The following is a 23,113-nucleotide window of genomic DNA, read 5'->3' on the forward strand; positions in this document are numbered from 1 at the left end:
GGGGTATCAACATATCTGGCGTTGACTTTTGGCACGCTGTTGAGTTCTCAAGGAACGGACGCTTCCTTCGAAACCAATCGGTTCTGACGATGCAGCACCGGTTTCTCCGGACGTTTGCCCTTTCGGTGTCTCCGACTCTATCAGATCGAATCTGCTTGAAGTTCGGAGTGCTTCTCGCACGAGAATTCCGTTGCCGGATTTCTTGAGCCGAAGCGGAGAAGAATCTAACTGCTGCTGCCGAGCTTGTCCAACTCTAGGCAACTGTTCGAATCTACTGCCCGCAGGCCACCGCGTCAACGGTTTTCCGGGGCGGAGAGGACAGTAGCAGGTTTCCGGCTGTCCACGCACATCATGCGGCGGTGGGCGCCTCGGCTGAGCGGTCCGACACGGCGATGTCACCGGTTTCGCCCATCCCTGCAGCCCGGCGCCCCAGGACGTACACGTAGCCGAGGAAGGCCAGTTCCACCAGGACTCCGATGAGGATCCGCGCCCAGGTCGGCAGGCCGGAGGGGGTCACGAAGGCTTCCACGCCGCCGGAGACGAGGAGGACGGCCGCCAGTCCGAGGGCCATGCCGAGTGCCGAACGTCCTTCCTGTGCCAGTGCTGTCCGCCGGCTCCGGGGCCCCGGATCGATGACAGTCCAGCCCAGACGCAGCCCCGTGCCTGCCGCGACGAAGACGGCTGTCAGCTCGAGCAGGCCGTGCGGCAGCAGCAGGCCGAGGAAGGTGTCGAGGCGTCCGGCGGACCCCATGAGCCCGATGCCGACGCCGAGGTTGAGGACGTTCTGGAAGAGCACCCAGAGCACGGGGATGCCGAGGAGGGTCCCGAAGGCCAGGCAGAGGGCTGCGGCCTGGGCGTTGTTCGTCCAGACCTGGGCCGCGAAGGAGGTGGCGGGGTGGCTGGAGTAGTACGCCTCGTACTGGCCGCCGGGACGCGTCATCTCGCGGAGCTCCTCCGGCGCTCCGATGGTGGCGCGGACCTCGGGGTGGGTGCCCACCCACCACGCGATGAGCGCGGTCAGCACGATGGACAGCAGGGCTGTCGGAACCCACCAGGTGCGCGAGCGGTAGACAGCGGCGGGGAAGCCGGCGGTGAAGAAGCGCGCCGCATCCTGCCAGGAGGCGGTGTCCGCTCCGGTGATCGCGCTGCGCGCGCGGGCGACGAGGTGGGTGAGGCGTTCGGTGATGTCCGGATCCGGCGCACTCGAGCGCACCTGGGAGAGGTGGGTGGCAGCGCGCTGGTAGAGCCGGACGAGTTCGTCGGCATCCGCGCCGGAGAGCCGGCGGTGGCGGCGCAGCAGTGCGTCCAGGCGTTCCCACTCCGCGCGGTGCGACGAGACGAAGACGTCCAGGTCCATGGAGTCGAGTTTCCCAGATCGTCTTACTGGAAGACTGGGGCTGCGGCGCCAGATGGTTGCCGCAGGTGCCGAATGGTGCCGCGGCGGGAGCCTCCCCGCCATGAGGTGCGAGTGCGGCTTGTGGCCGTGGTGCCACTGCGCCGCGTCCGACGAACCGGGGGTGTGCGATGAGCGAGCTGGTGACCGGGGAGGCCGTCGTGCTCGGGCTGCGTCCGGCGCGGCTGCCGAGCAGGGCGCTGGCCGTCTGCGTGGACCTGGTCATCGTCTGGGTCATCTACCTCGCGCTGACGCTCGCCCTGCTGGTGTCGGTGGACTCCCTGGACCCAGCGGCGCTCGCGGCTGTGCAGGTGGGACTGTTCATGGTGGTCCTCGTCGGACTTCCGATCGCGGTCGAGACGCTCACCGGGGGACGCTCGGTCGGGAAGATCGCGGCGGGGCTGCGGGTCGTGCGGGACGACGGCGGTCCGATCCGGTTCCGGCACGCGCTGGTGCGCGGGGCGGTCGGTGTCGTCGAGATGCAGCTGCTGTTCGGTGTGGTGGCCTGTACGGCCTCACTGGTCTCCGAGCGGGGCCGTCGGTTGGGTGATGTGTTCGCCGGGACGCTGGTGGTACGGGAACGCAGCCCCCGGCTGCGGCAGACGACGGTGCCGCAGCCGCCCCGGTGGTGCACCGCGGAGTTCGCCGGGCTCGATCTCTCGCGCGTCCCGGACGCGCTCTGGCTCGCGATCCGGCAGTTCCTGCTGCGTGCCGAGCAACTGGATCCCGCTGTGCGGCACTCGATGGCGGAACAGCTCGCGGACGATGTCATCGAGCGGACCGGAGCGCCGGTGCCGCAGGGGATGCCCGCGATCAGCTATCTGGCCGGGATCGCTGCGGAGCGGCGGGAGCGGGAGGCGCGGCGTTCTTTCGGTTCCCCCGGGATGCCGTCTTCCCCCGGGATGCCGTCTTCCCCGTCATCGGCTTCCCAGCCGTCGCCACAGGCACAGGCACAGGCACAGGCACAGGCACAGCCGTCATCGTCCACGGCGACTCCGCCTCCTTCCCGACCTGCCTCGGAGCGGGAGGGCTCGGCCCCGGGCGGGGGCGAGGACGGGCCGCCCACTCCGCGCACAGGCTTCATACCGCCCTCTTAGCCCGCTCTCGGTCCGGCCGGTGCCGAGAGCCCGAGAGCACGGGAGCACGGGAGCGGGACTTCGACGCGTCTAACCCTGGTCGAACACGGACGGGGGCGACTCCAGGTCCTCCAACTCGATGCCCGGGGCCGCCAGAACGACGTCGCCGGCGAGGTGCACCGCGTGCTGCTCCCCCGTCTGCAAGTCGTTGACCTGGTAGTTGTGCACGACGAGCGGGCCGTTGTCGGTGTCGTGTGCTTCGCTGTCGGACAGCGTCCAGGACTGGTCCAGAGTGCGGGGAGCGAGGACGGGGGGCGTGAACGCGACGAGGCGGACGCGGGTCGCCGGGTCACCGGGAGCCGGGCGCAGCAGCCGTGCGGTCGCGATGAGGAATGCGGGGGATGCGCCGGTGAAGGAGTGGGCGGCGGCGTTGCCCTCCTGGGCCTGCTCGCCCATGGGATCGGAACGCACCCAGGTGACGCCGTCGAGTGCCGCTCCGCGGATCCGCCAGTTCGCGGCGCGGAGTTCGAGCCGGATCGGGCGGCCGAGATCGTCGAGCGTGAGGTCGACGGAGCCGGTGTGCTCACCCGCGGGGTCGGTGAGCTGTGAGACGTAGCGCCAGCCGGAGGGGCCGGTGGCGCAGTGGAAGTGCTCTTCTCCGAGGAAGGTGTGGTCGTGCGGATCGTGCAGCGAATAGCGGCCGCGGGGCATGGGCGGTGTCCGGGGTCGGTGCGGTGACGGGCAGGCCCCCGCCGGGGCGGGGGGCCTGGGGTCCGGTCCGGGGGCCGGGCAGGTCCGGAGGTGGTGTCGCCGGACTCGGCGCGGGGCCCGGTAGGACCGTGGTGCTGGAGCGGACCGTACCGTCCTTCCGGCGGTGCCGGAGGCGGCGCGACCGGTGGTGACGGGCTCGGCCCGGTACCACCGTACGGCCTTCTGCCGTCAGGACACCGGTGGGTACCGCGGTGCGCGCCGACGCGCACCGCCGGTACTCGTCGGCGTGTACCGGCGGGCCGACCGGGCCGGGTGCGGGTGCGCACGGTCGCGTACGCCACCCGCACCGGCCGGCCGGTCGCGGTGCTCAGTAGCGGTAGTGGTCCGGCTTGTAGGGGCCCTCGACCGGGACGCCGATGTAGGACGCCTGCTCCGGGCGGAGCGTGGTCAGCTTGGCGCCCAGGGCCTCCAGGTGGAGGCGGGCGACCTTCTCGTCGAGGTGCTTGGGCAGGACGTAGACGTCGGTCGGGTAGGACTCGGGCTTGGTGAACAGCTCGATCTGGGCGATCGTCTGGTCCGCGAAGCTGTTGGACATCACGAACGAGGGGTGGCCGGTGGCGTTGCCCAGGTTCAGCAGGCGGCCCTCGGAGAGGATGATGAGGGTCTTGCCGTCCTTGAAGGTCCAGGTGTGGACCTGCGGCTTGACCTCGTCCTTGACGACGCCGTCGATGGCGGCGAGGCCCGCCATGTCGATCTCGTTGTCGAAGTGGCCGATGTTGCCGACGATGGCCTGGTGCTTCATCTTGGCCATGTCCGAGGCCATGATGATGTCCTTGTTGCCGGTGGTGGTGATGAAGATGTCGGCGGTCTCGACCACGTCGTCCAGGGTCACCACCTGGTAGCCGTCCATCGCCGCCTGCAGGGCGCAGATCGGGTCGATCTCGGTGATCAGGACCCGGGCGCCCTGGCCGCGCAGGGACTCGGCGCAGCCCTTGCCGACGTCGCCGTAGCCGCACACGACGGCCGTCTTGCCGCCGATGAGGACGTCGGTGGCGCGGTTGATGCCGTCGACCAGCGAGTGGCGGCAGCCGTACTTGTTGTCGAACTTCGACTTGGTGACGGCGTCGTTGACGTTGATCGCCGGGAAGAGCAGCGTGCCCGCCTGGTGCATCTCGTACAGGCGGTGGACACCGGTGGTGGTCTCCTCGGTGACGCCGCGGATCTCCGAGGCGAGCTGGGTCCACTTCTGCGGGTTCTCGCTGAGGGTGCGGTTGAGCACCGAGAGGACGACGCGGTGCTCGTCGTTCTCGGCGGTGTCGACCGAGGGTGCGGAGCCCGCCTTCTCGCACTCGACGCCCTGGTGCACCAGGAGGGTGGCGTCACCGCCGTCGTCGAGGATCATGTTCGGGCCGCCGGTGCTGGCGTTCGGCCAGGTGAGGGCCTGCTCCGTGCACCACCAGTACTCCTCCAGGGTCTCGCCCTTCCAGGCGAAGACCGGGATGCCCTTCGGGTTCTCCGGCGTGCCGTCGGGGCCGACGGCGACGGCCGCGGCGGCGTGGTCCTGGGTGGAGAAGATGTTGCAGGAGGCCCAGCGGACCTCGGCCCCCAGGGCGACCAGCGTTTCGATGAGCACCGCCGTCTGGACGGTCATGTGCAGGGAGCCGGTGACACGGGCGCCCGCGAGCGGCTGGTCGGCGGCGTATTCCTTGCGGATCGCCATCAGGCCGGGCATCTCGTGCTCGGCCAGCTTGATCTCCTTGCGGCCGAAGGCCGCCAGCGAGAGGTCCGCGACCTTGAAGTCCTGGCCGGTCGTGGAGGTCGTCGTCATTGCGAGCTGCTCCTCGGTGTCGAGAAATAAGGCTGGTCCGTGCTGCGGCGCCGGGGCGGTGCGGTACCGGTCGCGCGGAGGCGCGCATCGTGACCGGGCACACTCGTCCCCTGCTCGCAGCTCAGTCCGTCGGAGGCCCTCTCTCCCTCGGTGGCCCGGGGTCCGGGCCTCCCGACCGCCATCAGCAGCGACGTCTGGCTCTACGAATCTACACCGCCCGTCCAGGGGACAAGACGGGCGCCGCTGACAGCAAGGGCGCCTCGGGGTCGGTTTTCGGCCGCTTGCTTTTTTGGTCGTCCGGCTGGTTCGGTGCACCCTGCGGCCTCTGCGACTGCCACTGCGATGGCGCGAGAACGCATCCCTCCACCCCTTGGCCGAGCTAGGAGTTCCCACGTGACCAGTCCTGCCGACCCCCGTGACGGAGCGGCTCCCCCGGCCGACCCGGGGCTGAAACTGCTCGCTGTGACGGCGTGTCCGACCGGTATCGCCCATACCTACATGGCGGCGGAAAAACTGACCCAGGCCGCACAAGCCCGTGGTATCGCCATGAAGGTGGAGACCCAGGGGTCCATCGGCGCTGAGAACGTCCTCTCTGACAACGATGTCAGCGCTGCGAGCGGCGTGATCGTCGCCGCCGACAAGGACGTGGACCTCAGCCGGTTCGGCGGCAAGCGGGTGCTCTGCGTCGGAGTGGCGGAGGGCATCAGCGACCCCGACGGGCTCATCGACCGGGTACGCGAGGCCCCGGTGCATCCGGGCGGCGCGGCCTCCGCTCCGGCCGGAGAGGCCCACAGCGGTGCCGGCACCGGCGACGGGAGCGGCGCCGGGAGCGGCGGGGGCTCCGGCACGGCGGCCACCGGGCCCGCCGGGGCCAAGGGCCGGGAGCGCAGTGCCGGCTACAAGGCGCTGATGAACGGCGTCTCGTACATGATCCCGTTCGTGGTCGTCGGCGGACTGCTGATCGCCGTCTCGCTCGCGCTGGGCGGGCACCCGCAGGCCGACGGCGGTCTGGTGATCCCCGACGGCAGCTTCTGGAAACACGTGAACGACATCGGCGTGATCGGGTTCACGCTGATGGTGCCGATCCTCTCCGGCTACATCGCCTATGCGATCGGCGACCGCCCCGCGCTGGTCCCGGGCATGATCGGCGGCTGGATCGCCAACACCGGCGAGCTGTACGACTCCGAGTCCGGTGCGGGCTTCATCGGCGCGATCGTCACCGGGTTCCTGGCCGGGTATCTGGTGCGCTGGATCAAGCGGATACCGGTCTCGCGGTTCGTACGGCCCATCATGCCGATCATCGTGATCCCGATCGTGGCGACCTCCGCGCTCGGCCTGTTCTTCATCTATGTCATCGGCAGGCCGATCTCCTGGGTCTTCGAGAACCTCACCGACTTCCTGGGCGGTATGACGGGGACCAGCGCCGCGCTGCTGGGCGTGGTGCTCGGGCTGATGATCGCCTTCGACATGGGCGGCCCGGTCAACAAGACCGCGTTCCTGTTCGGGGCCGGGCTGGTCTCCAAGAGCCCCGAGGTGATGGGGATGTGCGCGGCGGCCATTCCGGTGCCGCCGCTGGGGCAGGGCCTCGCGACGCTGCTGCGCCGCAGGTTCTACTCCGACCAGGAGCGGGAGACCGGCCTGGCCGCACTGTTCATGGGCTTCTTCGGCATCACGGAGGGCGCCATCCCGTTCGCCGCCGCGCGGCCCGCCACAGTGATCCCGGCGAACATGCTCGGCGGCGCCGTCGCGGGCGGCATCGCCGGGCTGGCCTCGGTCGGGGACAACGTGCCGCACGGCGGGCCGATCGTGGCGGTGCTGGGCGCGGTCGACGGTGTGGCGATGTTCTTCGCGGCGCTCCTGATCGGTGCCGCGGTCACGGCAGCGACCACGGTCGGCCTGGTGACGCTCGGAGCACGGCGTTCCGGGCAGGACACCCCCGGAACGGACTCCGCGGAGGGTGCGGTGCGCGCCCCGGCCGCGGTGGGCGCCGGTGTCCGCGCCGTGGACGGCTCGGGGGACACCGCCCGGGGCACGGCGGCCGCCCGGAGCACGGCGGCGGACCCCGCGCCGGACTCTGCCGCGCACTCGGCCCGGGCGGCCCAGCAGTCCCCGGCCCCTGCCGGGGAGCGGCCTGCCGTGCCGGCCCAGGGCGGGACGCCGGATCGCGCGAGCGGCACCGTCCCCGCGGCCGGCGCACCAGCCGGGGAGCCGGAGGCCGCCGAGGACGCGCCCGGGACCGCCGGCACCGGCCCGGAAAGCAGCTCCGCGTCCGATGCCGCCGCGGAGCCGTCCGGGGCGCTGTCCGGATATCTGTCCGCGGAGACCGTGAGCGAGCAGCTCGCGGCCGACGGCAAGGAAGCCGGCATCCGGGAGATGGCCGAGCTGTTGGGCCGCAGCGGCAAGGTCGCCGACAGCGAGGCCCTCGTACGGGCCGCGCTCGCCCGCGAGGAGCAGGGCACGACCGGGCTCGGCGAGGAGATCGCCGTTCCGCACGCCAAGACGGACGCGGTCACCGCTCCGGTCGTCGGGTTCGCACGGTCCGCCGAGGGCATCGAGTGGGGCTCGCTGGACGGGACCAGGGCGCGGCTGGTGTTCATGATCGCGGTGCCCGAGGCTGCGGCGGGTGACGAGCACCTGCGCATCCTGGCGCTGCTGTCGCGGAAGTTGATGGATCCCGCGTTCCGCACCCGGTTGCTGGAGGCTCCGGACAAGGACGCGGTGCTGACCGCGCTCGCCGAGATCGGCTGAGGCCGGCGCATCGCCCGCTCCTGACCGCACCATGAGGAGGGCGACAGGGTTCTGAGCCGCTCCGGTGCCGGGACAGCACACCGCGGTGGTGCTCCCGCCGGAACGGGTCCGCCCCCGATCCCGGGGGCGGGCCCTCGCACCGCACACGGCAATCGTGCCGGGCCCGGCACGCCCGGGGAGGGCGGACGGCCCGGTCAGGCGCCGGGGCCGCGGCCGGACGCGTCCGCCGATTCCGCCGCCGGCTCCGGCCCGGTGTCCTGCTCCGCACGGTAGACGTCCGGCTCCAGGTAGATGACCCGGGCGATCGGGACGGCTTCGCGGACGCGGTGCTCCGCGGCGTCGATGGCACGGGCCACCTGTGCGGCCGTGTCGTCGTGCTGGACGGCGACCTTGGCGGCCACCAGCAGCTCCTCCGGGCCCAGGTGCAGGGTGCGCATGTGGATGACACGGGTGACCGTCTCGCCGTCGACGAGCGCGGCGCGGATCCGGTCCCGTTCGGCGGGGGCGGCGGACTCGCCCAGCAGCAGCGACTTGGTCTCCGCCGCGAGCACCAGCGCGATGACGACGAGCAGCGCACCGATGCACATGGTGCCCACACCGTCCCAGACGCCGTCGCCCGTCAGCAGGGCGAGGCCGACGCCGCCGAGGGCGAGGACGAGGCCGACGAGCGCGCCGAAGTCCTCCAGGAGCACCACCGGCAGTTCGGGTGCCTTGGCGCGGCGGACGAACTGGGTCCAGCTCTGCTTGCCGCGGATCTCGTTGGACTCCCGGATGGCGGTCCGGAAGGAGAAGCCCTCGGCCACCACGGCGAAGAGGAGGACGCCGACCGGCCAGTACCAGTGCTCGATCTCGTGCGGGTGGACGATCTTCTCGTAGCCCTCGTAGAGCGCGAAGACGCCGCCGACGGTGAACAGGACGATGGAGACCAGGAAGCCGTAGATGTAGCGCTCACGGCCGTAGCCGAAGGGGTGCTCCTCGTTGGCTTGCTTCTTGGCCTTCTTTCCGCCCAGCAGCAGGAGGGCCTGGTTCCCGGAGTCGGCCACGGAGTGGACGCCCTCGGCCAGCATCGAGGCCGAGCCGCTGAAGGCCGCCGCGACGAACTTGGCGACGGCGATGGCCAGGTTGGCGCCCAGTGCGGCGACGATCGCCTTTGTTCCGCCTGATGCACTCACGAGTGAGAGGTCCCTTCCTGCTGCTGTGCGACCGTCCGATCAGACGGCAGCGGTGGCGCGGAAGAGCGTACCGTCACCCGAGATCCGCACCGGCTCGTCGGCCGGAACGTAGGCGGACTGCCCGGGCGCGAGGGCGAGTTCCTCCCCGCCGTCTGCCCCGCCGTGCAGGACGACGGCTCCCGCGGTGCACAGCAGGATCTGCGCGGCGGACGGGTCCAGCGGGTGCGCCGGGGCGCCGGGGACGAGGACGAAGCGGGAGAGGCGGAACTCCCCGACGGGCGTCTCGTAGACCTCCTCGCCGCTCACCTCGTCGGCTTCGGGCCGCAGTACGCCCGGCTCGGTGTGCTCGAAGCGCACGATGCGCAGCAGTTCGGGTACGTCCACGTGCTTGGGCGTCAGGCCACAGCGCAGCACGTTGTCGGAGCTGGCCATGATCTCGACGCCGAGGCCGCTGAGGTAGGCGTGCGGCACTCCGGCGGCCAGGTACAGCGCCTCCCCGGGGCGCAGCACGAGGTGGTTGAGGAGCATCGCGGCGAGCACTCCGGGGTCGCCCGGGTAGTGGTGTGCGATGTCCGCGTACACCGCGTACTCGGGGCGCGCGGCAGCTGCTTCGGCGGCCGCGGCGACGGTGGCAGCCATCGCATCCCGGTCCGCCGTCAGCAGGGCGGACAGCACTTCGCGCAGGGCCTCGTCACCGGGGCGGGCGTGCAGGATGTCGACGTACGGCTTCAGTCCGGGCACGCCGAGTCCGTCCAGCAGCGCGGCGGCCTCCTCGGGGTGCCGGAATCCGCACAGTCCCTCGAACGGGGTGAGAGCGCAGAGGAGTTCGGGCTTGTGGCTGTCGTCCTTGTAGTTGCGCTCCGGCGCGTCCAGCGGGATGCCGCGCGCCTCCTCGTCGGCGTAGCCCTGCGCAGCCTGCGTGCTGTCGGGGTGCACTTGGAGGGAGAGCGGGGCCGCGGCTGCCAGCAGCTTCAGCAGGAAGGGCAGCCGAGGGCCGTGGGTGCGCACCGTCGGGGTGCCCAGTTCGCGCTCCGGAGCGGCGTCGATCACCTCGGACAGCGGGAGCGGTCCGGCACCCCGGTCGATGCGGGAGGGTGCGCCGGGGTGCGCCCCCATCCACAGTTCGGCCTGCGGGCGGCCGGTGGGCTCCTGGCCGAGCAGTTCCGGGAGGGCGGTGGTGGAGCCCCAGGCGTACGGCCTGACGGAGTTCTCCAGACGGTCCATGAGAGGTGCTGTTCCTGTCCTGCGGGGAGGTGTTCCGTGCGGGGTGCGGTGGGCGCGGCGGCACGCCGGGACGCGTCACGCCCGAGTGCCGCGTCCTGCCCAAGGGGAGTCGCTGTCGGCGAGCGTGAGGTGAACGGCGGCGAAATCGGCGGTGGCGATCAGTTCGGCGGCCGCCTCCAGCGGACCGCTGCCCTCGGCCGGTTCCAGCTCGCTGAGTGCCGCTCCGTGCGCGTAGGCCAGGTCGCGGGCCGGCACGGTCGCGGAGTCGGCACCGGGAGGCGCCTCGCGCAGCAGGACGACGCGGACGCGGGTCGTCTGCTCGTCCTCGACCCGGTCGCGGAAGAAGTCGTCCTGGCCGGAGGCCGGGGCGAAGGGGCCGGTCAGCAGCGCCCCGTGCGCCGTCAGCGCCTCGGGCAGGCCCGCCGCGAGCGCGGGGCGGCCGCAGAGCCCGGCCAGGACCGCGGACCAGTGCCGCGCCGCGGCGGCCGCGACGCCGCCCTCGCTCCACAGCAGCGGTATCGAGCCCGCCAGTTCGACGGCCAGGGTCTTGCCGGGGTTGCTGTAGGTCGGGACGGCGGGTCCGCAGCGTTCGGCGACCTCGTCCAGCCGGTCGGCGACCCCGGCGAGCTCCGCGGGGCCGCTGCGGGTCAGTCCGAGGCGGTCGCACAGCAGCAGCAGCGGGGTGAGCAGGCTCCAGAAGGTTCCGGGACCGCCGCCCGGCGCAGCGGCGGGGGCTGCCGGGTCCAGCGGATGCTCGGGGCGGTCCAGGGAGGAGTGGACCCCGTGCGGGGCCGGGGCCGGGGGCAGGGTGAGGCCGCGGGTCTCGCCGAGCGCGTCGGCCAGCGGGGTGCCGCGCGGGGTGACGGCGACGACGGTGCAACCGCGCCGGTACGCCTGGTCGAGCAGCGCCGTGAGGCCGGGTTCGGTGCCGTCCGGGGTGACGAGCAGCAGCAGGTCCAGTGGCCCGGCCCAGCCGGGCAGCGTCCAGCGCAGGGCGCCGCCGGCGGCCTGGGCACCGGTGGGGCGCAGGCCGGTGACGGGCAGGGAGCCGTTGGTGAGGGCGCCCAGCAGGTCGGTGACGCACGCGAGGGCGGACCCCGGACCGGCGACCAGGAGGGCGCGGGGGCGGCCCTCCGGCCGGAGGGTGTCCACGCCCGCCTCGGCTGCCTGCCGGATGCCGGTGCGCACGTGCGCACCGGCCTGTGCGGCGCCGCGCAGCAGACCGCGGGCGTCGGCGCGGGCCAGGTCCTCGGGGGCGTCGAGGAGCGTCTCGTCGAGCATCTTCCGTGCCTCCGATCGGCTTCCGGTGCTGCGCGTGGCGGCAGCCACCGCGGGTGCGGCGCTCCGGCGGCGCGTCCCGGATGGAGGCGCCGATGTGTTGCCAGGTGCCGCGACGGGCCGCTTCAGGCGGGCCGGCGGGCCTCGTCCACCAGGAGCACCGGGATGCCGTCGCGTACGGGGTAGGCCAGGCCGCACTCCGCGTCCCCGGTGCACTGCAGTTCGTCGCCCTCCTCACGCAGCGGCGCGTGGCACGCCGGACAGGCGAGGATCTCCAGGAGTCCGGCTTCGAGCGGCATGTCTTCCTCCAGGTGCGGTGTGCGGCTGCGGCTGCGGCTGCGGCTGCGGCTGCGGCTGCGGTGACTGTGCCGTCAGGGTACCGCCGGGTGCGGTCGGCGGTACCGGGGGCGGCCGTCAGACCGTGAGGGTCCGCTCGCCCTCCGCCCGCACGATGGCCAGCACCTCGTCGCGGACCCGCTCGACCGTGGCGGCGTCGCGGGCCTCCACGTTCAGCCGCAGCAGCGGTTCGGTGTTGGAGGGGCGCAGGTTGAACCACCAGTTGACGCCGGTGACGGTGAGGCCGTCCAGCTCGTCCATGGTGATGCTCTCGCGGCCCGCGAAGGCGGCCTTGACTGCTGCCGTGCGGTTGAACTGGTCCTCGACGGTGCTGTTGATCTCGCCGGAGGAGGCGTAGCGGTCGTAGTGGGCGACGAGGCGGGAGAGGGTGCCGTCCTGTCCGCCGAGTGCGGCCAGCACGTGGAGGGCGGCGAGCATGCCGGTGTCGGCGTTCCAGAAGTCGCGGAAGTAGTAGTGGGCCGAGTGCTCGCCACCGAAGATGGCACCCGTCCTGGCCATCTCCTCCTTGATGAAGGAGTGGCCGACGCGGGTGCGGACCGGCTGCCCGCCGCTCTCCCTGATCACCTCCGGGACGGACCAGGAGGTGATCAGGTTGTGGATGACGGCGGAGCCGGGCGCCTTGGCCAGCTCGCGCGAGGCGACCAGCGCTGTGATCGCGGACGGCGGGACCGGGTCGCCGTTCTCGTCCACCACGAAGCAGCGGTCGGCGTCGCCGTCGAAGGCCAGGCCGAGGTCGGCGCCGACCTCGCGGACCCGGCGCTGCAGGTCGACGATGTTCTTCGGATCGAGCGGGTTGGCCTCGTGGTTGGGGAAGGTGCCGTCCAGCTCGAAGTACATGTCGTGGACTTCGAGCGGCAGCCCGGCCAGCACGAAGGGAACGGTCAGACCGCCCATCCCGTTGCCCGCGTCGACCACCACCTTGAGCCGGCGGATGTGCGACAGGTCGACGAGGGAGTGCAGGTGCTCGGCGTACTCCGCGAGCATGTCCCGCTGGGTGACGGTGCCTTGAGGCTTGTCGGAGGCGGGTGCGCCCTCGACGACCCACCCCTCCACCAGGGAGCGGATCTCGGCCAGCCCGGTCTCCTCGCCCACCGGCGCCGCACCGGCCCGGCACATCTTGATGCCGTTGTAGCGGGCGGGGTTGTGGCTGGCGGTGAACATCGCGCCGGGCAGGCCGAGTTTGCCGCTGGCGAAGTAGAGCTCGTCGGTGGAGCACAGGCCGATCTCGGTGACGTCGGCGCCCTGTCCGGCCGCACCCCGGCCGAACGCCCGGACGAGACCGGGCGAGGAGGGGCGCATGTCGTGTCCGACGACGAGCGCCGATGCGCCGGTGACATGGACGAAGGCGGCGCCGAACAGCTCAGCTGTCGCCTCGTCCCACTGGTCCGGCACCACACCGCGCACGTCGTACGCCTTCACGATCTGAGACAGATCAGCCACGGCCAGCCTCTCCTGGGTCGTCGGTCGTAAACGGTCCCAAATCTACCCGCGGCACGGAAGGGCGCCGTGCGGCAGCGCGGTGCGCTACGGCTCCGGGGACCGCAGGACCCTCAGATGGCCGCGCCGGGCGACCTCCGTCGCGTCGGCGTCGCCCGCCTCGGGCCCGCCCCGGCGGTCGCGCGGGGTCGGGTCCCGCGGGTCGGGGCGCGGTGTCCGGGCCGCCTCGCGCACGGCGTCGGCCAGGGCTTCCAGGTCGTCGCTGCTGGGGCGGGCCGCTGCCGTGTCGACGGCCAGCCGGACCACCTCCCAGCCGCGCGGCGCGGTGAGCCGCTCGGAGTGCTCGGCGCACAGGTCGTAGCAGTGCGGCTCGGCGTAGGTGGCGAGGGGGCCCAGGACGGCGGTGGAGTCCGCGTAGACGTACGTCAGCGTCGCGACGGCGGGACGACCGCAAGCGGTGCGCGAACAGCGACGTACAGGGCTCACAGCGTTGGACCGTACCGCACTCTTGAGCGGGCTGCGACGACTCGCCAGGACGTCACTCTGCCGTGTCGTCCGGGTTCTCCGGAAACGTCTGATCTGCAGAAAGGCAGACCGAGCGGTTCGGCGCCCCCGCCCCCGGCCGGTCCGCACGCCCGGCGGCCGCGTACGGCCTGGGCTCCGCACCTGGTCACAGCCGATTTCGAAGCCGGTACCGCCGGAATGGGCTGCCGACCCGGCGGCGAGGGGCGCGGCGCCACCGGCCGCCGAAGCGGGCGCGGCGGCCCGCACCCGCCCGTCGCGCCCCGCGCGGGCCCCGCGGCGGGCTACGCTCGGGGGCGATGGACAGCCCCGTACCGCCGCGCCGGGCCGGCTCCCGGCCGCGCCGCCGAGACCGCCACGGCCGCGGCATGCGCGGCCCCGTCGCCCCTCCCCAAGTACCGCTCGCCATCAGCCGGGCAGAGGCGTTCGACGACCTGGTGCGCGACTCGGTGACCCGCCTGGAGCGGCACTGGCCGCAACTGGCCGGTGTCGAGTTCGCCGTCCAGGAGGTGCCGCGGTCGGACAACGGGGAGGTGCGCGACGAGGACGACGCCGTACCGCTGGGCCGGGTCGCCGAGGGCAGCGGCGAACACCCGGACCGCGTGATCGTCTTCCGGCGCCCGGTGGAGATCCGCAGCCGGAGCAGGGACGAGCGGGCCCTCCTGGTGCACGAGGTGGTGGTCGAGCAGGTGGCCGAACTGCTGGGCCTGGAACCCGAGTCGGTGGACCCCCGCTACGGGCAGGATTAGGCACCCCCGGCGGGAGCGGACGGTCCGGCCCCGTCCGGTCTCCCCGTCCGCTCTGCGCGCTCACTCGTCGTCGTTGAGCACCGACAGGTCCTGGGCCGACTCCGGTACGGCGACCGTGCTCCGGTCGTCCGGGAGCGTCTGCACCGTGAACCCGGTAACGCCGGACTGCTCGTGCTCCAACGTGCGGGAGGCGTAGACCGGGCCGCCCGAGAGGCGCTCCACCGTCACCGCGTATCCGCCCTTGCCGTCCGCGGGACGGGGCGGGGTGAACGCCTTGGTGGTGTGCGCCTTGAGCGTGACGGTGGTGCTCTTGGGGCTGCCGCCGCCGCTGCCCGGCGACGCGGTCACCCGCACCTTCGCGCCGCCCTCCGGCGCGGTCAGCGCCAGAGTGGTTCCGCTCGCGGTGTTTCCGGCGGCGGTGGCCCGCTTCTGCACCGGTGCCGTCGCCGGGACGAACGCCGTCTCCTGCTTGCTCCCCTTGCCGCGCAGCACCCGCGCCGCCGCCACCACGTCGGGGGCGTCCTCGCCGTCCTCGGCCGGGGAGAGCACCAGCGACCCGGACTCGCCCTTGATCAGGCCCTTGAGGTCGACAGTGGTGACCATGCCCGCCTTCACGTGCAGGGACTCGTGCCCGGCCGGGCTGATCCGCCCGGACTTGCCCGCGAGCTGCACCTTCAGGTCCGCGTCCGCGCCGCCGGGGGCGAGGACCGAGAGCCGGACCGCCGTCGCGTCCTCGGGGATGCCCGGGAGGACCTGGCCGGGGGCCGGGTCGGCGGCGGGCGCCAGCCAGTCGCCGCCCAGCTTGCGGTCCGAGGACTGGATCTGGGCGCCCACCCGGCCGGACCGCGCGATCACGTGCAGCGTCACATTGGTGACCGGTTCGGAGGTCAGGGTGGACAGCAGGACGGGAACGGTGGCGTGCGGCGGGACGGTGATCCCCTCCCCGCTGCCCTGTCCGGCCTTCTCCTTGCCCTCCTTGCCGTACAGCTCCAGGTCGACGACCGCGGGGGTGCTGTCCGGGTTGGTGAGGTGGACGTAGTCCTGCCGCCCCTCGGCCGTGCTGGCGCCCGGGAACCAGAACGAGGTGTCCGGCACCGAGCAGGACGTGCCCTGCAGGCCGCGCCCCGCTCCGGCGGCGACAGCCGTCGTCTGCTGCACCGTCCAGCCCGGTGCGAAGGGGCCGTCGGCGGTGCCGGTCAGCGCGGGAGCCCCGGGGTCGTCCGTCTCGGCCGCGACGGGGGTGCCGGGGCTGCCGAGGGAGAGGAAGGGCTTGCCGTTCCCCTTCCCCGCGCCGTCCTCGCCTCCAGCATCCTCCTTGGAGCCCTTGTCCTCCTCGGAGTTCTTCTCCTTGTCGGAGTTCTTGTCCTTGTCGGATTCCTCGGAGTCGGACTTGCCGTCCTTGCCGTCCTTGCCGTCGGCGGGGTCCTCCGGGTCCTGGGGGTCGGCGCGCTCGGCCGCGTACAGGGCCGCGCTGCCCTTCTTGCCGGGGCCGCCCTTGGGCGTGAACGCCTCGTAGGCGGTCTCCGCGACATCGGACGTGCTCGGGGAGGGGCAGACCAGCGTCGAGCGCTCGACCGGCTTGCGGGCCGCCGTCCCGAGGCTCTCGGCGCTGCTCGCCGCCTCCTCGGGGGCGGTGAGCGCGGCGACGCCGGTCACCGCGGCGAGCGCGACGGCGACCGCCCCGACGCTGAGGACTGTGCGGTTCACTGCTGCTCGCTCCCGTCGCCGTTGCCGTACCTGCTGTCGTAGCCGTGCGCACCCGTCCCGTCATGGCCCTGCGGGTGGTCGTACGGCGCGGCGTACTGCTGGGCCGCGTACTGCTGGGCCTGCCATTCCTCGTAGGACTGCTGCTGGTAGGCGTCGTAGCCGGGCTGGGTGCCGTAGTACTGCTGCTCCTGGTGCCCCTGGTCGTAGGACTGCTGCGGGACCTGGCCATAGGGGGCCGCGCCGTAGGCGTCGTAGGGGGACTGCTCGTACGGAGCGGCCTGTCCGTAGCCCGCCGGGTCCGCGTACGGGGACTGCTGCGGCACATAGGGCCGCTGCTGTCCGTAGGGGTCGTACTCCGGCTGCTCCGGCACCGGCTGCTGCTGTCCGTAGGGGTCGTACTCCGGCTGCGGCGGCAGATCCTGCGGCGGCGCCGGTTCGGGCGGCGCCGGGGGCTGCTCCTGCGCGGACTGCGCGGGGGACGTCTGCGCGGCCTCGGCTGCGGCGCGGAGTCTGCGGGCCCGGCGGCCCTCTCCCGCCGCGGACGGATCCGGCGCCGCGGGCTCGGTCTCGGGCAGGTCGTCGTCCACGTCCCGCCGTCGGCCCGGCAGTGCCAGGACGACGACGACCAGCAGCAGGAAGCCCTGCGTCCACACCCACCCGGTGTGCGAGAGGGGCGCTCGGTAGTCGAGTTCCAGCTTGCCGCCCTTGGTCGGCAGTTCGAAGCCCTGCGCCCAGCCGTCCACCGTGACGCTCTTGAGCGGGCTGCCGTCGAGAGTGGCCTGCCAGCCGTCGGCGGCGCGGTCCGCGAGCCGCAGCACCCGCCCCGAGGGGCCGGACGGCAGCGTCGCGTGCGAGGCGACAGGACCGGCCGGAACGGCCACCGGGGCGGTCACCGCGCCGCCCGCGCCGTTCTCCGGGTCGCCCGGGACGATCGAGACGCGCGACACCTGGCGGTCGACGCGCCACAGCGCGCTGCCGTCCTCCTGGCTGAGCCGGGTCAGTCCGGGCGTGGCGTCCAGGGTGCGGCTCACCCGGCGCGAGGCGCCGTCCCGCAGCAGCACGTACCGGACCGCGTAGCCGCCCAGTTGGCTGGTCTGGTCGGCGCCGGAGCCGGCCACCAGATTGGAGACCACTCCGTCCAGGCGCCCGTCGTCGCCCTGGGCCGCCGCCAGATCGGCGTCGCCCAGCCGGGCGCCCGCGCCGCGGGTGAGCGTGTAGGTGACGCCCGTGGCGCCCTCGGGCTGGTCGAGGACGAGGGTGCGGGCCTGGTCGCTGGTGGTGCTCTCCTCGGCGACGAACGCGGGCACCTGCACCGGGTCGCGCCGTGAGAGCGGGCCGTCGGCGCCGCGCAGCATCCATTGCCCGGCGGCGACCAGCGGCGCGAGCACGCAGGCCGCGGCGACCAGGGCGGCGGCGGGCTGGCGCCAGCCGAAGCTCTGCGCCGCCACCCGCTCCTTGGCGCCCTCGGCACCGACCGCGGCGGCGCACAGCAGCGCGAGCCCGTAGACGAGGGTGGCGGGGCCGGCCCAGGCGGAGCCGTTGGACACCGCTGCCGCCAGCAGCCCGGCCAGCGCGGCGGCCCACGCGGCGGACACGGCGAGCCGCCGCTCGCTGCGCAGCAGGGCTGCGAGCCCGGCCAGGACGAGGCCGACGAGGAACAGCCCGTCCGTGGTCCCCGGGCCGCCCGGGGAGAGGGTCAGCAGGTCGAGCGCGGAGGCCGCGCCGGTGCCGTACTCCAGACCGGCCTCGCCCAGGAACTGCGCGGGGCTGGTGAACAGCGACAGCGACCACGGCGCGAGGAGCACCAGCGGCGTCACCAGGACGGCGGCCAGCCGGGCGAGGAGTGCGCCGAGCGAGGCGCCGTCCGCGCGGCGCACGGCGAGCACGGCGAGCGCCAGCACTGCGGCGATCAGCCACACGACGGGGGTGAACGCCGTCGTGAACGTCAGCAGCAGCGCGTAGGCCCAGGCCGCGCGCCAGCCGCCCTTGCCGCGCAGTCCGCTCGCCGCCACGGCGGCCCGCGCCAGCAGCGGCAGGAGTACGGCGAGCACGGCGGTGCCGATGCGGCCCTGGGCGAGCGCGCCGGTGGCGGCGGGCAGGAAGGCGTAGGCGACGCTTCCCCAGGCCCGCACGAGGCGGGAGTCGGCCAGGGGGCGGGAGGCGAAGTAGGCGGTGAGACCGGCGAGCGGGACCGAGCAGACCAGCAGCAGGGTCAGCGCGAATCCGGTGCTGCCGAACAGCAGGGTGGCGAACGTGGCCAGGACGGCGAGATAGGGGGGAGCCGGGACGGTGCCGCCGGTTCCCACCGGATGCCATCCCTCGGCGTAGCGCGCCCACAGCTCCGAGACCCCGTCGGGCGCGGGCAGCAGCGCACCGCCCGCCAGCGCACCGCCGCCCAGCAGGGCCCGGCAGGCCACCAGGGAGACGAGCAGCAGGATGGCGAACAGGACGGGTCCGGGCTTTTGTCCGAGCCGCTTGAGGCGCGCGAACTGTTCGACCTCCAGGAAGTCCGCGTCCTCGTCCCCGGGGCCCGACTCGGCGGCGCCGTGCCGGCCCGCGGCGGAGGAGTCCGGTTCGGGGCGTCCGGGAAGGCTGCTGGTGGCCTGTTCGAGGGTGGCCCGCAGGGTGGCGCCGGGGGGCGGGAAGAGTGGCCGCAGCTCCTTGTACGGCACGGCGGGCCTGCCCCGTCGGCGGCGCGCCGCCAGGATGCGGCCACCGCGCAGCAGGGTGCCGGAGAGGCCGGTGATCTCGTCCAGGGCTTGTCCTGGCACCTTGCCGATGAGGTAGCCGAGGGTGCGCAGCACGGTGCCGACGACGAGGCGCAGCAGCACCCACGGCAGCAGGGTGCCGGGCACGTTGGCGAGCAGGGTGTAGACGGCGCCCGCCTTGTCCACGCGGTGCGGGCTGGCGCCGCTGCTGGAGCGCCCCACGCAGTCGACGGGGCGGCGTTCCCGGGAGGCGGCCTCGGCGTGCCGCAGCACGGCGTCCGGGACGGTCAGCACCCGGTGTCCGGCGGACTGGGCGCGCCAGCACAGGTCGACGTCGTCGCGCATCAGGGGCAGCCGGCGGTCGAATCCGCCGAGCTGGTCGAAGACGTCGCGGCGGATGAGCATGCCGGCGGTGGAGACGGCCAGCACGGGGCGCACCTGGTCGTGTTGGCCCTGGTCCTGCTCGCGGCGCTCGATGCCGGTCCAGCGCCGTCCGCTGTGCGCGAGGGAGACCCCGGCCTCCAGGAGCTGGCGTTTGTCGTACCAGCTGCGGAGTTTGGGGCCGACGATGCCGACGGACGGGTCCGCGTCGACGACCCGCAGGAGCTGGGCCAGGGTGTCCGGTTCGGGGGCGCAGTCGTCGTGCAGCAGCCACAGCCACTCCACGGGCTCGCCGTAGGGCAGCTCGGGCAGGTCGTAGGCATCGTCGCGCCAGGTGCGGTTGACCGGGTCCCAGCCGCTGGGCCGCTTGAGATACGGCAGGTCCTCGGGGGTGAGCCGGCGCGCGGTGCGGGCGGCCTCCTCAACGGCGGTGCCGAACCCGGTGCGCCGCGCCATGTGCAGGACACGCTCGGCGCCGAGTGCGTCGGTCAGCAGCCGGGCGGTGTCGTCCGCGCTGCCGGTGTCGGCCGCGATGATGTTCTGCACGGGGCGGTGCTGCTCCAGCAGTCCGCTCAGTGCGCGGGGAAGCCAGCGGGCGCCGTCGTGGGCGACGAGGACGGCGGTGACGACGTGCCGGGGGGACTCGGGCGGCTCCAAGGTGGCCAACCCTGCTGCGGCCGCCTCGTAGTGGGCCGCCATGTGGCTGTGCACGGACATCGAGGTAGGGGCCCTCCCCGGGGTGCCGGGGCCTCGCGGCGGTGCCGCGGTGTGGCTGCAAGCCCCCGGAAGACGCGTATCGGAGCGGTGAGCGCACGCCCTTGCCAGGGTGGTGTGCGTCGTGGACGGCCCCACACTAACGGCTCACCCTCACGCGCCCGGCGCCTCCGGGCAACTGCCCGGGGCCGGCTGCCGATTGCCCGGCGCGAGCGGTGCTCGGGCCCGGCCCGGTCGCCCGGGTCCTTCCTGGGTGCGGCTGTTCGACGGTCCGGCGCGCGGCCGGGTCAGACAGCGGCTTTCTTCAGTCGGCGCCGTTCGCGCTCGGACAGGCCGCCCCAAATACCGAAACGCTCGTCATTGGCGAGGGCGTATTCGAGGCATTCGGAGCGGACTTCACACGCGAGGCAGACCTTTTTCGCTTCGCGGGTGGATCCGCCCTTCTCGGGGAAGAACGACTCCGGGTCGGTCTGCGCGCACAGGGCGCGCTCCTGCCAACCCAGCTCCTCGTCCGCCTCTTCGACCAGCAGTTGTTGGAACAGCTCGGTCATGTGCGCCCCTCGATCCGTCTCTTCGACCCCGTGATGCTGTCGTTATCGAACCCTCATGAACGACACGAGTGAAATTACAAGTGTGCCGATCCGGGGCAGTCAAGCCGAGATCTGCTATTGAGCCCGTTATTCACCCGGCGGAACCAAGCTTTCGCAGTAAGTGTTCAAATCACTACGAAATATGACACTCGTGCCCGGAGTCGGGGCGTTTTCCCGACTCCTGTATTCAGAACGCGATGACCTGCGGTCACGTTCCGCACCAACCCTCGGATGGCCCTGATCACACTCTGATCACGAAGGCGCAACGGCGTGCAGGGGCGGCTACTGCGCCAGGTCTCCCGCGCGGGTGGGCGCAAACCTTTCGCCGACCGAAGGAGCCGGAAGGGGTGAAACATTCGCCACAAACGCGACAACAGGTTGACACCTGGGGCACGGGGGCGCTGTTCTGGAGCGCATGGCAGTGACCTCTGAGACCCGTACGACCCGTGGCGCCCCCGCCATGCGGTCTGCCGGAGGTGCGCGTGCGCTCCTCCGTGCCGCCTCTCACGTCCTGGAGCCGCGCCGCTGTCGCTGTCCGCGCGGCTGCCACACGCCCTGTTGCTGAGATGTCGCTGAGGTCCGGCCTCCGCTGATCCGAGCGCCCGCGACCCGCCGTCGAGCAGCCACTCCGGCGGAGTGCGATCACCTCCTCCGCACGCCCCGCGCGCCCTGTCGCGCCTCCTCCCCGCCGCCCCGGCTCCCACCGGGTGCGGCTCCGCTCGCCGCCCGGCTCCGGTCGGCCCCGCACAAAGGCACTTCCGCACGTGAACAGCGACCTCGAAATCGCGGGCGATCCGCTCGCCGTCCCCCATCTGCTCCCCGCTCCCCCGGCGCACCCGGCCACCGTCGCGGACTTCGCCGGGCTGATCGGCGCACTGGCCGCCGACCGGGCCGCCTGGGCGCCGCTGGTGCGCTACGACCCGACCCTGCGCTGGTACCACCGGCTGCGCACCGGCCCCGGCTACGAGATGTGGCTGCTGAGCTGGCTGCCCGGGCAGGGCAGCGGCCGGCACGACCACGGGCGCTCGTCGGGCGTGTTCGGCGTGCTCGCGGGCGAGCTGACCGAACACGGGTACGGCACGACCGGAGGCGGACGCGGCACGACCGGACACGGCACCCGGGTGCTCGGCGCCGGCGCGGTGCGCGTCTTCGCGCCCGGATATGTGCACGAAGTGGTCAACGACGGACTGGAACCCGTCGTGAGTGCGCACATCTACGCACCCGGACTGACCGAGATGCCCCAGCACTGCTCCAGCGGCCCCGGCGCCGTACGGAACCCGGCGCAGGAGTCGCCGGCCTGACGCCCGGTACGCGGTGCTCGGCACCGGGCGGGACACCTGATGTCGGAGGCGGGCACCGGGCTGCGAGACTGGTGCCCATGCAGCGCATTGTGGTTCTGGCCGGGGGCATCGGCGGTGCCCGTTTCCTGCGCGGGCTCCGGTCCGCGGTGCCCGACGCGGAGATCACCGTCGTCGGCAACACCGGTGACGACATCCATCTGTTCGGCCTGAAGGTCTGCCCCGACCTCGACACCGTGATGTACACCCTGGGGGGCGGCATCCACGAGGAACAGGGCTGGGGACGGGCCGACGAGACCTTCGCCGTGAAGGAGGAGCTGGCCGCCTACGGCGTGGGCCCCGAGTGGTTCGGGCTGGGCGACCGGGATTTCGCCACCCACATCGTCCGCACCCAGATGATCTCCGCGGGCTACCCGCTCAGCGCCGTCACCGAGGCGCTCTGCGCCCGCTGGCAGCCCGGGGTGAGGCTGCTGCCGATGACGGACGACCGGGTCGAGACCCATGTGCTGATCGACGACCCCGACGCCGGGGACTCCGCGGGCGAGGACGGCGGGGACGGGACGGCCGGACGCAAGGCGGTGCACTTCCAGGAGTACTGGGTGCGGTTGCGGGCCTCCGTGGACGCGCACGCCGTGGTACCCGTCGGCGCCGACGCCGCCAAACCCGCACCGGGCGTGCTGGAGGCCGTCGCCGCGGCGGACACCGTCGTCTTCCCGCCCTCCAACCCCGTCGTCAGCGTGGGCACGATCCTCGCCGTCCCCGGCATCCGGGAGGCGATCGCGGACGCCGGGGTACCGGTCGTCGGCCTCTCGCCCATCATCGGAAACGCCCCCGTGCACGGCATGGCGGACAAGGTACTGGCCGCCGTGGGGGTCGAGACCACGGCGGCGGCCGTCGCCGCGCACTACGGCTCGGGGCTGCTGGACGGCTGGCTCGTCGACACCGCGGACGCCGACGCCGTGGCGGCTGTCGAGGACGCGGGCATCCGCTGCCGCGCCGTGCCGCTGCTGATGCGCGACGAGGAGAGCACCGCCGAGATGGCCCGGCAGGCGCTGGCGCTGGCGGAGGAGGTGCGCGCGTGACGGCGGTGACGGCGGGAGCGCCCGGGCAGGAGCAGTACCCGCGGGCCACGGCGCCCGCGGAGGCCGACGGTCTCGCGACGAGAGCCGAGCAGGCGGACCGGGACGGAAGCGGCCCCGGCACCTCCTACGAGGTCTGGG

At 72.9% G+C, this 23,113-nt stretch carries 17 protein-coding genes; 5 read left to right on the top strand and 12 right to left on the bottom strand.

Annotation, left to right across the window (positions count from 1 at the left end; translation table 11 throughout):
• Positions 1-349 precede the first annotated feature (349 nt).
• A complete protein-coding gene (locus ACFYNS_RS23080; protein ID WP_360302719.1) occupies positions 350-1,357 on the bottom strand; it encodes a stage II sporulation protein M in 1,008 nt (335 codons plus the stop codon).
• A gap of 167 nt (positions 1,358-1,524) precedes the next feature.
• On the opposite strand from ACFYNS_RS23080, the gene ACFYNS_RS23085 reads away from it, so the two are divergent.
• Complete coding sequence (locus tag ACFYNS_RS23085) at positions 1,525-2,490, top strand: RDD family protein (RefSeq protein ID WP_388604845.1); 966 nt, start codon at positions 1,525-1,527, stop codon at positions 2,488-2,490.
• A 69-nt stretch (positions 2,491-2,559) separates the two neighbouring features.
• Here ACFYNS_RS23085 and ACFYNS_RS23090 read toward each other — a convergent pair whose 3' ends face one another.
• A complete protein-coding gene (locus tag ACFYNS_RS23090) occupies positions 2,560-3,180 on the bottom strand; it encodes a hypothetical protein (RefSeq protein WP_360302724.1) in 621 nt (206 codons plus the stop codon).
• A 367-nt stretch (positions 3,181-3,547) separates the two neighbouring features.
• Entirely contained in the window at positions 3,548-5,008 is a 1,461-nt protein-coding gene (gene ahcY, locus ACFYNS_RS23095) for an adenosylhomocysteinase (protein ID WP_360302727.1), read from the bottom strand.
• Between the two features lie 393 nt (positions 5,009-5,401).
• Here ahcY and ACFYNS_RS23100 point away from each other — a divergent pair, with 393 nt between their 5' ends.
• Positions 5,402-7,756 carry a fructose-specific PTS transporter subunit EIIC gene (locus ACFYNS_RS23100; RefSeq protein WP_388604847.1) on the top strand — a complete coding sequence of 785 codons (2,355 nt, stop codon included), beginning with the start codon at positions 5,402-5,404 and terminating at the stop codon, positions 7,754-7,756.
• Positions 7,757-7,950: 194 nt separating this feature from the next.
• On the opposite strand, the gene ACFYNS_RS23105 is transcribed toward ACFYNS_RS23100, so the two are convergent.
• From ACFYNS_RS23105 to ACFYNS_RS23130, 6 genes are all read right to left on the bottom strand, one after another.
• On the bottom strand, positions 7,951-8,928 hold the full coding sequence (locus ACFYNS_RS23105; protein ID WP_388604849.1) for a cation diffusion facilitator family transporter: 978 nt from the start codon (positions 8,926-8,928) through the stop codon (positions 7,951-7,953).
• Between the two features lie 39 nt (positions 8,929-8,967).
• A complete protein-coding gene (gene manA, locus ACFYNS_RS23110; protein ID WP_388604851.1) occupies positions 8,968-10,152 on the bottom strand; it encodes a mannose-6-phosphate isomerase, class I in 1,185 nt (394 codons plus the stop codon).
• A gap of 75 nt (positions 10,153-10,227) precedes the next feature.
• A complete protein-coding gene (locus tag ACFYNS_RS23115) occupies positions 10,228-11,433 on the bottom strand; it encodes an SIS domain-containing protein (protein ID WP_360291186.1) in 1,206 nt (401 codons plus the stop codon).
• 122 nt (positions 11,434-11,555) lie between these two features.
• Positions 11,556-11,729: a Trm112 family protein gene (locus tag ACFYNS_RS23120; RefSeq protein ID WP_019356880.1), complete on the bottom strand. Its 174-nt coding sequence runs from the start codon at positions 11,727-11,729 to the stop codon at positions 11,556-11,558.
• A gap of 115 nt (positions 11,730-11,844) precedes the next feature.
• Positions 11,845-13,227: a phosphomannomutase/phosphoglucomutase gene (locus ACFYNS_RS23125; RefSeq protein WP_360291182.1), complete on the bottom strand. Its 1,383-nt coding sequence runs from the start codon at positions 13,225-13,227 to the stop codon at positions 11,845-11,847.
• 84 nt (positions 13,228-13,311) lie between these two features.
• Positions 13,312-13,758 carry a DUF3499 domain-containing protein gene (locus ACFYNS_RS23130; RefSeq protein WP_360291202.1) on the bottom strand — a complete coding sequence of 149 codons (447 nt, stop codon included), beginning with the start codon at positions 13,756-13,758 and terminating at the stop codon, positions 13,312-13,314.
• A gap of 287 nt (positions 13,759-14,045) precedes the next feature.
• Between ACFYNS_RS23130 and ACFYNS_RS23135 the strand changes: the two genes are divergently transcribed.
• Positions 14,046-14,495, top strand: a complete 450-nt coding sequence (locus ACFYNS_RS23135) for a metallopeptidase family protein (RefSeq protein WP_360291180.1) — start codon at positions 14,046-14,048, stop codon at positions 14,493-14,495.
• Between the two features lie 60 nt (positions 14,496-14,555).
• On the opposite strand, the gene ACFYNS_RS23140 is transcribed toward ACFYNS_RS23135, so the two are convergent.
• The 3 genes from ACFYNS_RS23140 to ACFYNS_RS23150 form a co-directional block, all read right to left on the bottom strand.
• On the bottom strand, positions 14,556-16,202 hold the full coding sequence (locus ACFYNS_RS23140) for a DUF5719 family protein (protein ID WP_388604854.1): 1,647 nt from the start codon (positions 16,200-16,202) through the stop codon (positions 14,556-14,558).
• Positions 16,199-20,008, bottom strand: coding sequence for a glycosyltransferase (locus tag ACFYNS_RS23145; RefSeq protein ID WP_388604856.1), 3,810 nt, complete (start codon positions 20,006-20,008; stop codon positions 16,199-16,201). Before ACFYNS_RS23145 ends, ACFYNS_RS23140 begins: the two co-directional genes overlap by 4 nt.
• A 284-nt stretch (positions 20,009-20,292) precedes the next feature.
• Positions 20,293-20,556: a WhiB family transcriptional regulator gene (locus tag ACFYNS_RS23150; RefSeq protein WP_004952403.1), complete on the bottom strand. Its 264-nt coding sequence runs from the start codon at positions 20,554-20,556 to the stop codon at positions 20,293-20,295.
• A gap of 803 nt (positions 20,557-21,359) precedes the next feature.
• Here ACFYNS_RS23150 and ACFYNS_RS23155 point away from each other — a divergent pair.
• Positions 21,360-21,896, top strand: coding sequence for a cysteine dioxygenase family protein (locus tag ACFYNS_RS23155; protein ID WP_360291173.1), 537 nt, complete (start codon positions 21,360-21,362; stop codon positions 21,894-21,896).
• Between the two features lie 77 nt (positions 21,897-21,973).
• On the top strand, positions 21,974-22,975 hold the full coding sequence (gene cofD / locus ACFYNS_RS23160; protein ID WP_360291170.1) for a 2-phospho-L-lactate transferase: 1,002 nt from the start codon (positions 21,974-21,976) through the stop codon (positions 22,973-22,975).
• The last annotated feature ends 138 nt before the right edge of the window (positions 22,976-23,113 follow it).

Source organism: Streptomyces sp. NPDC006925 (assembly GCF_042869575.1).
GTDB lineage: Bacteria > Actinomycetota > Actinomycetes > Streptomycetales > Streptomycetaceae > Streptomyces.

Bases quoted from the DNA above. Each gene is read 5' to 3' on its own strand.
- ACFYNS_RS23080 (WP_360302719.1), bottom strand. From the start codon at position 1,357: ATGGACCTGGACGTCTTCGTCTCGTCGCACCGCGCGGAGTGGGAACGC.
- ACFYNS_RS23085 (WP_388604845.1), top strand. From the start codon at position 1,525: ATGAGCGAGCTGGTGACCGGGGAGGCCGTCGTGCTCGGGCTGCGTCCG.
- ACFYNS_RS23090 (WP_360302724.1), bottom strand. From the start codon at position 3,180: ATGCCCCGCGGCCGCTATTCGCTGCACGATCCGCACGACCACACCTTC.
- ahcY (WP_360302727.1), bottom strand. From the start codon at position 5,008: ATGACGACGACCTCCACGACCGGCCAGGACTTCAAGGTCGCGGACCTC.
- manA (WP_388604851.1), bottom strand. From the start codon at position 10,152: ATGGACCGTCTGGAGAACTCCGTCAGGCCGTACGCCTGGGGCTCCACC.
- ACFYNS_RS23115 (WP_360291186.1), bottom strand. From the start codon at position 11,433: ATGCTCGACGAGACGCTCCTCGACGCCCCCGAGGACCTGGCCCGCGCC.
- ACFYNS_RS23120 (WP_019356880.1), bottom strand. From the start codon at position 11,729: ATGCCGCTCGAAGCCGGACTCCTGGAGATCCTCGCCTGTCCGGCGTGC.
- ACFYNS_RS23135 (WP_360291180.1), top strand. From the start codon at position 14,046: ATGGACAGCCCCGTACCGCCGCGCCGGGCCGGCTCCCGGCCGCGCCGC.
- ACFYNS_RS23145 (WP_388604856.1), bottom strand. From the start codon at position 20,008: ATGTCCGTGCACAGCCACATGGCGGCCCACTACGAGGCGGCCGCAGCA.
- ACFYNS_RS23150 (WP_004952403.1), bottom strand. From the start codon at position 20,556: ATGACCGAGCTGTTCCAACAACTGCTGGTCGAAGAGGCGGACGAGGAG.
- cofD (WP_360291170.1), top strand. From the start codon at position 21,974: ATGCAGCGCATTGTGGTTCTGGCCGGGGGCATCGGCGGTGCCCGTTTC.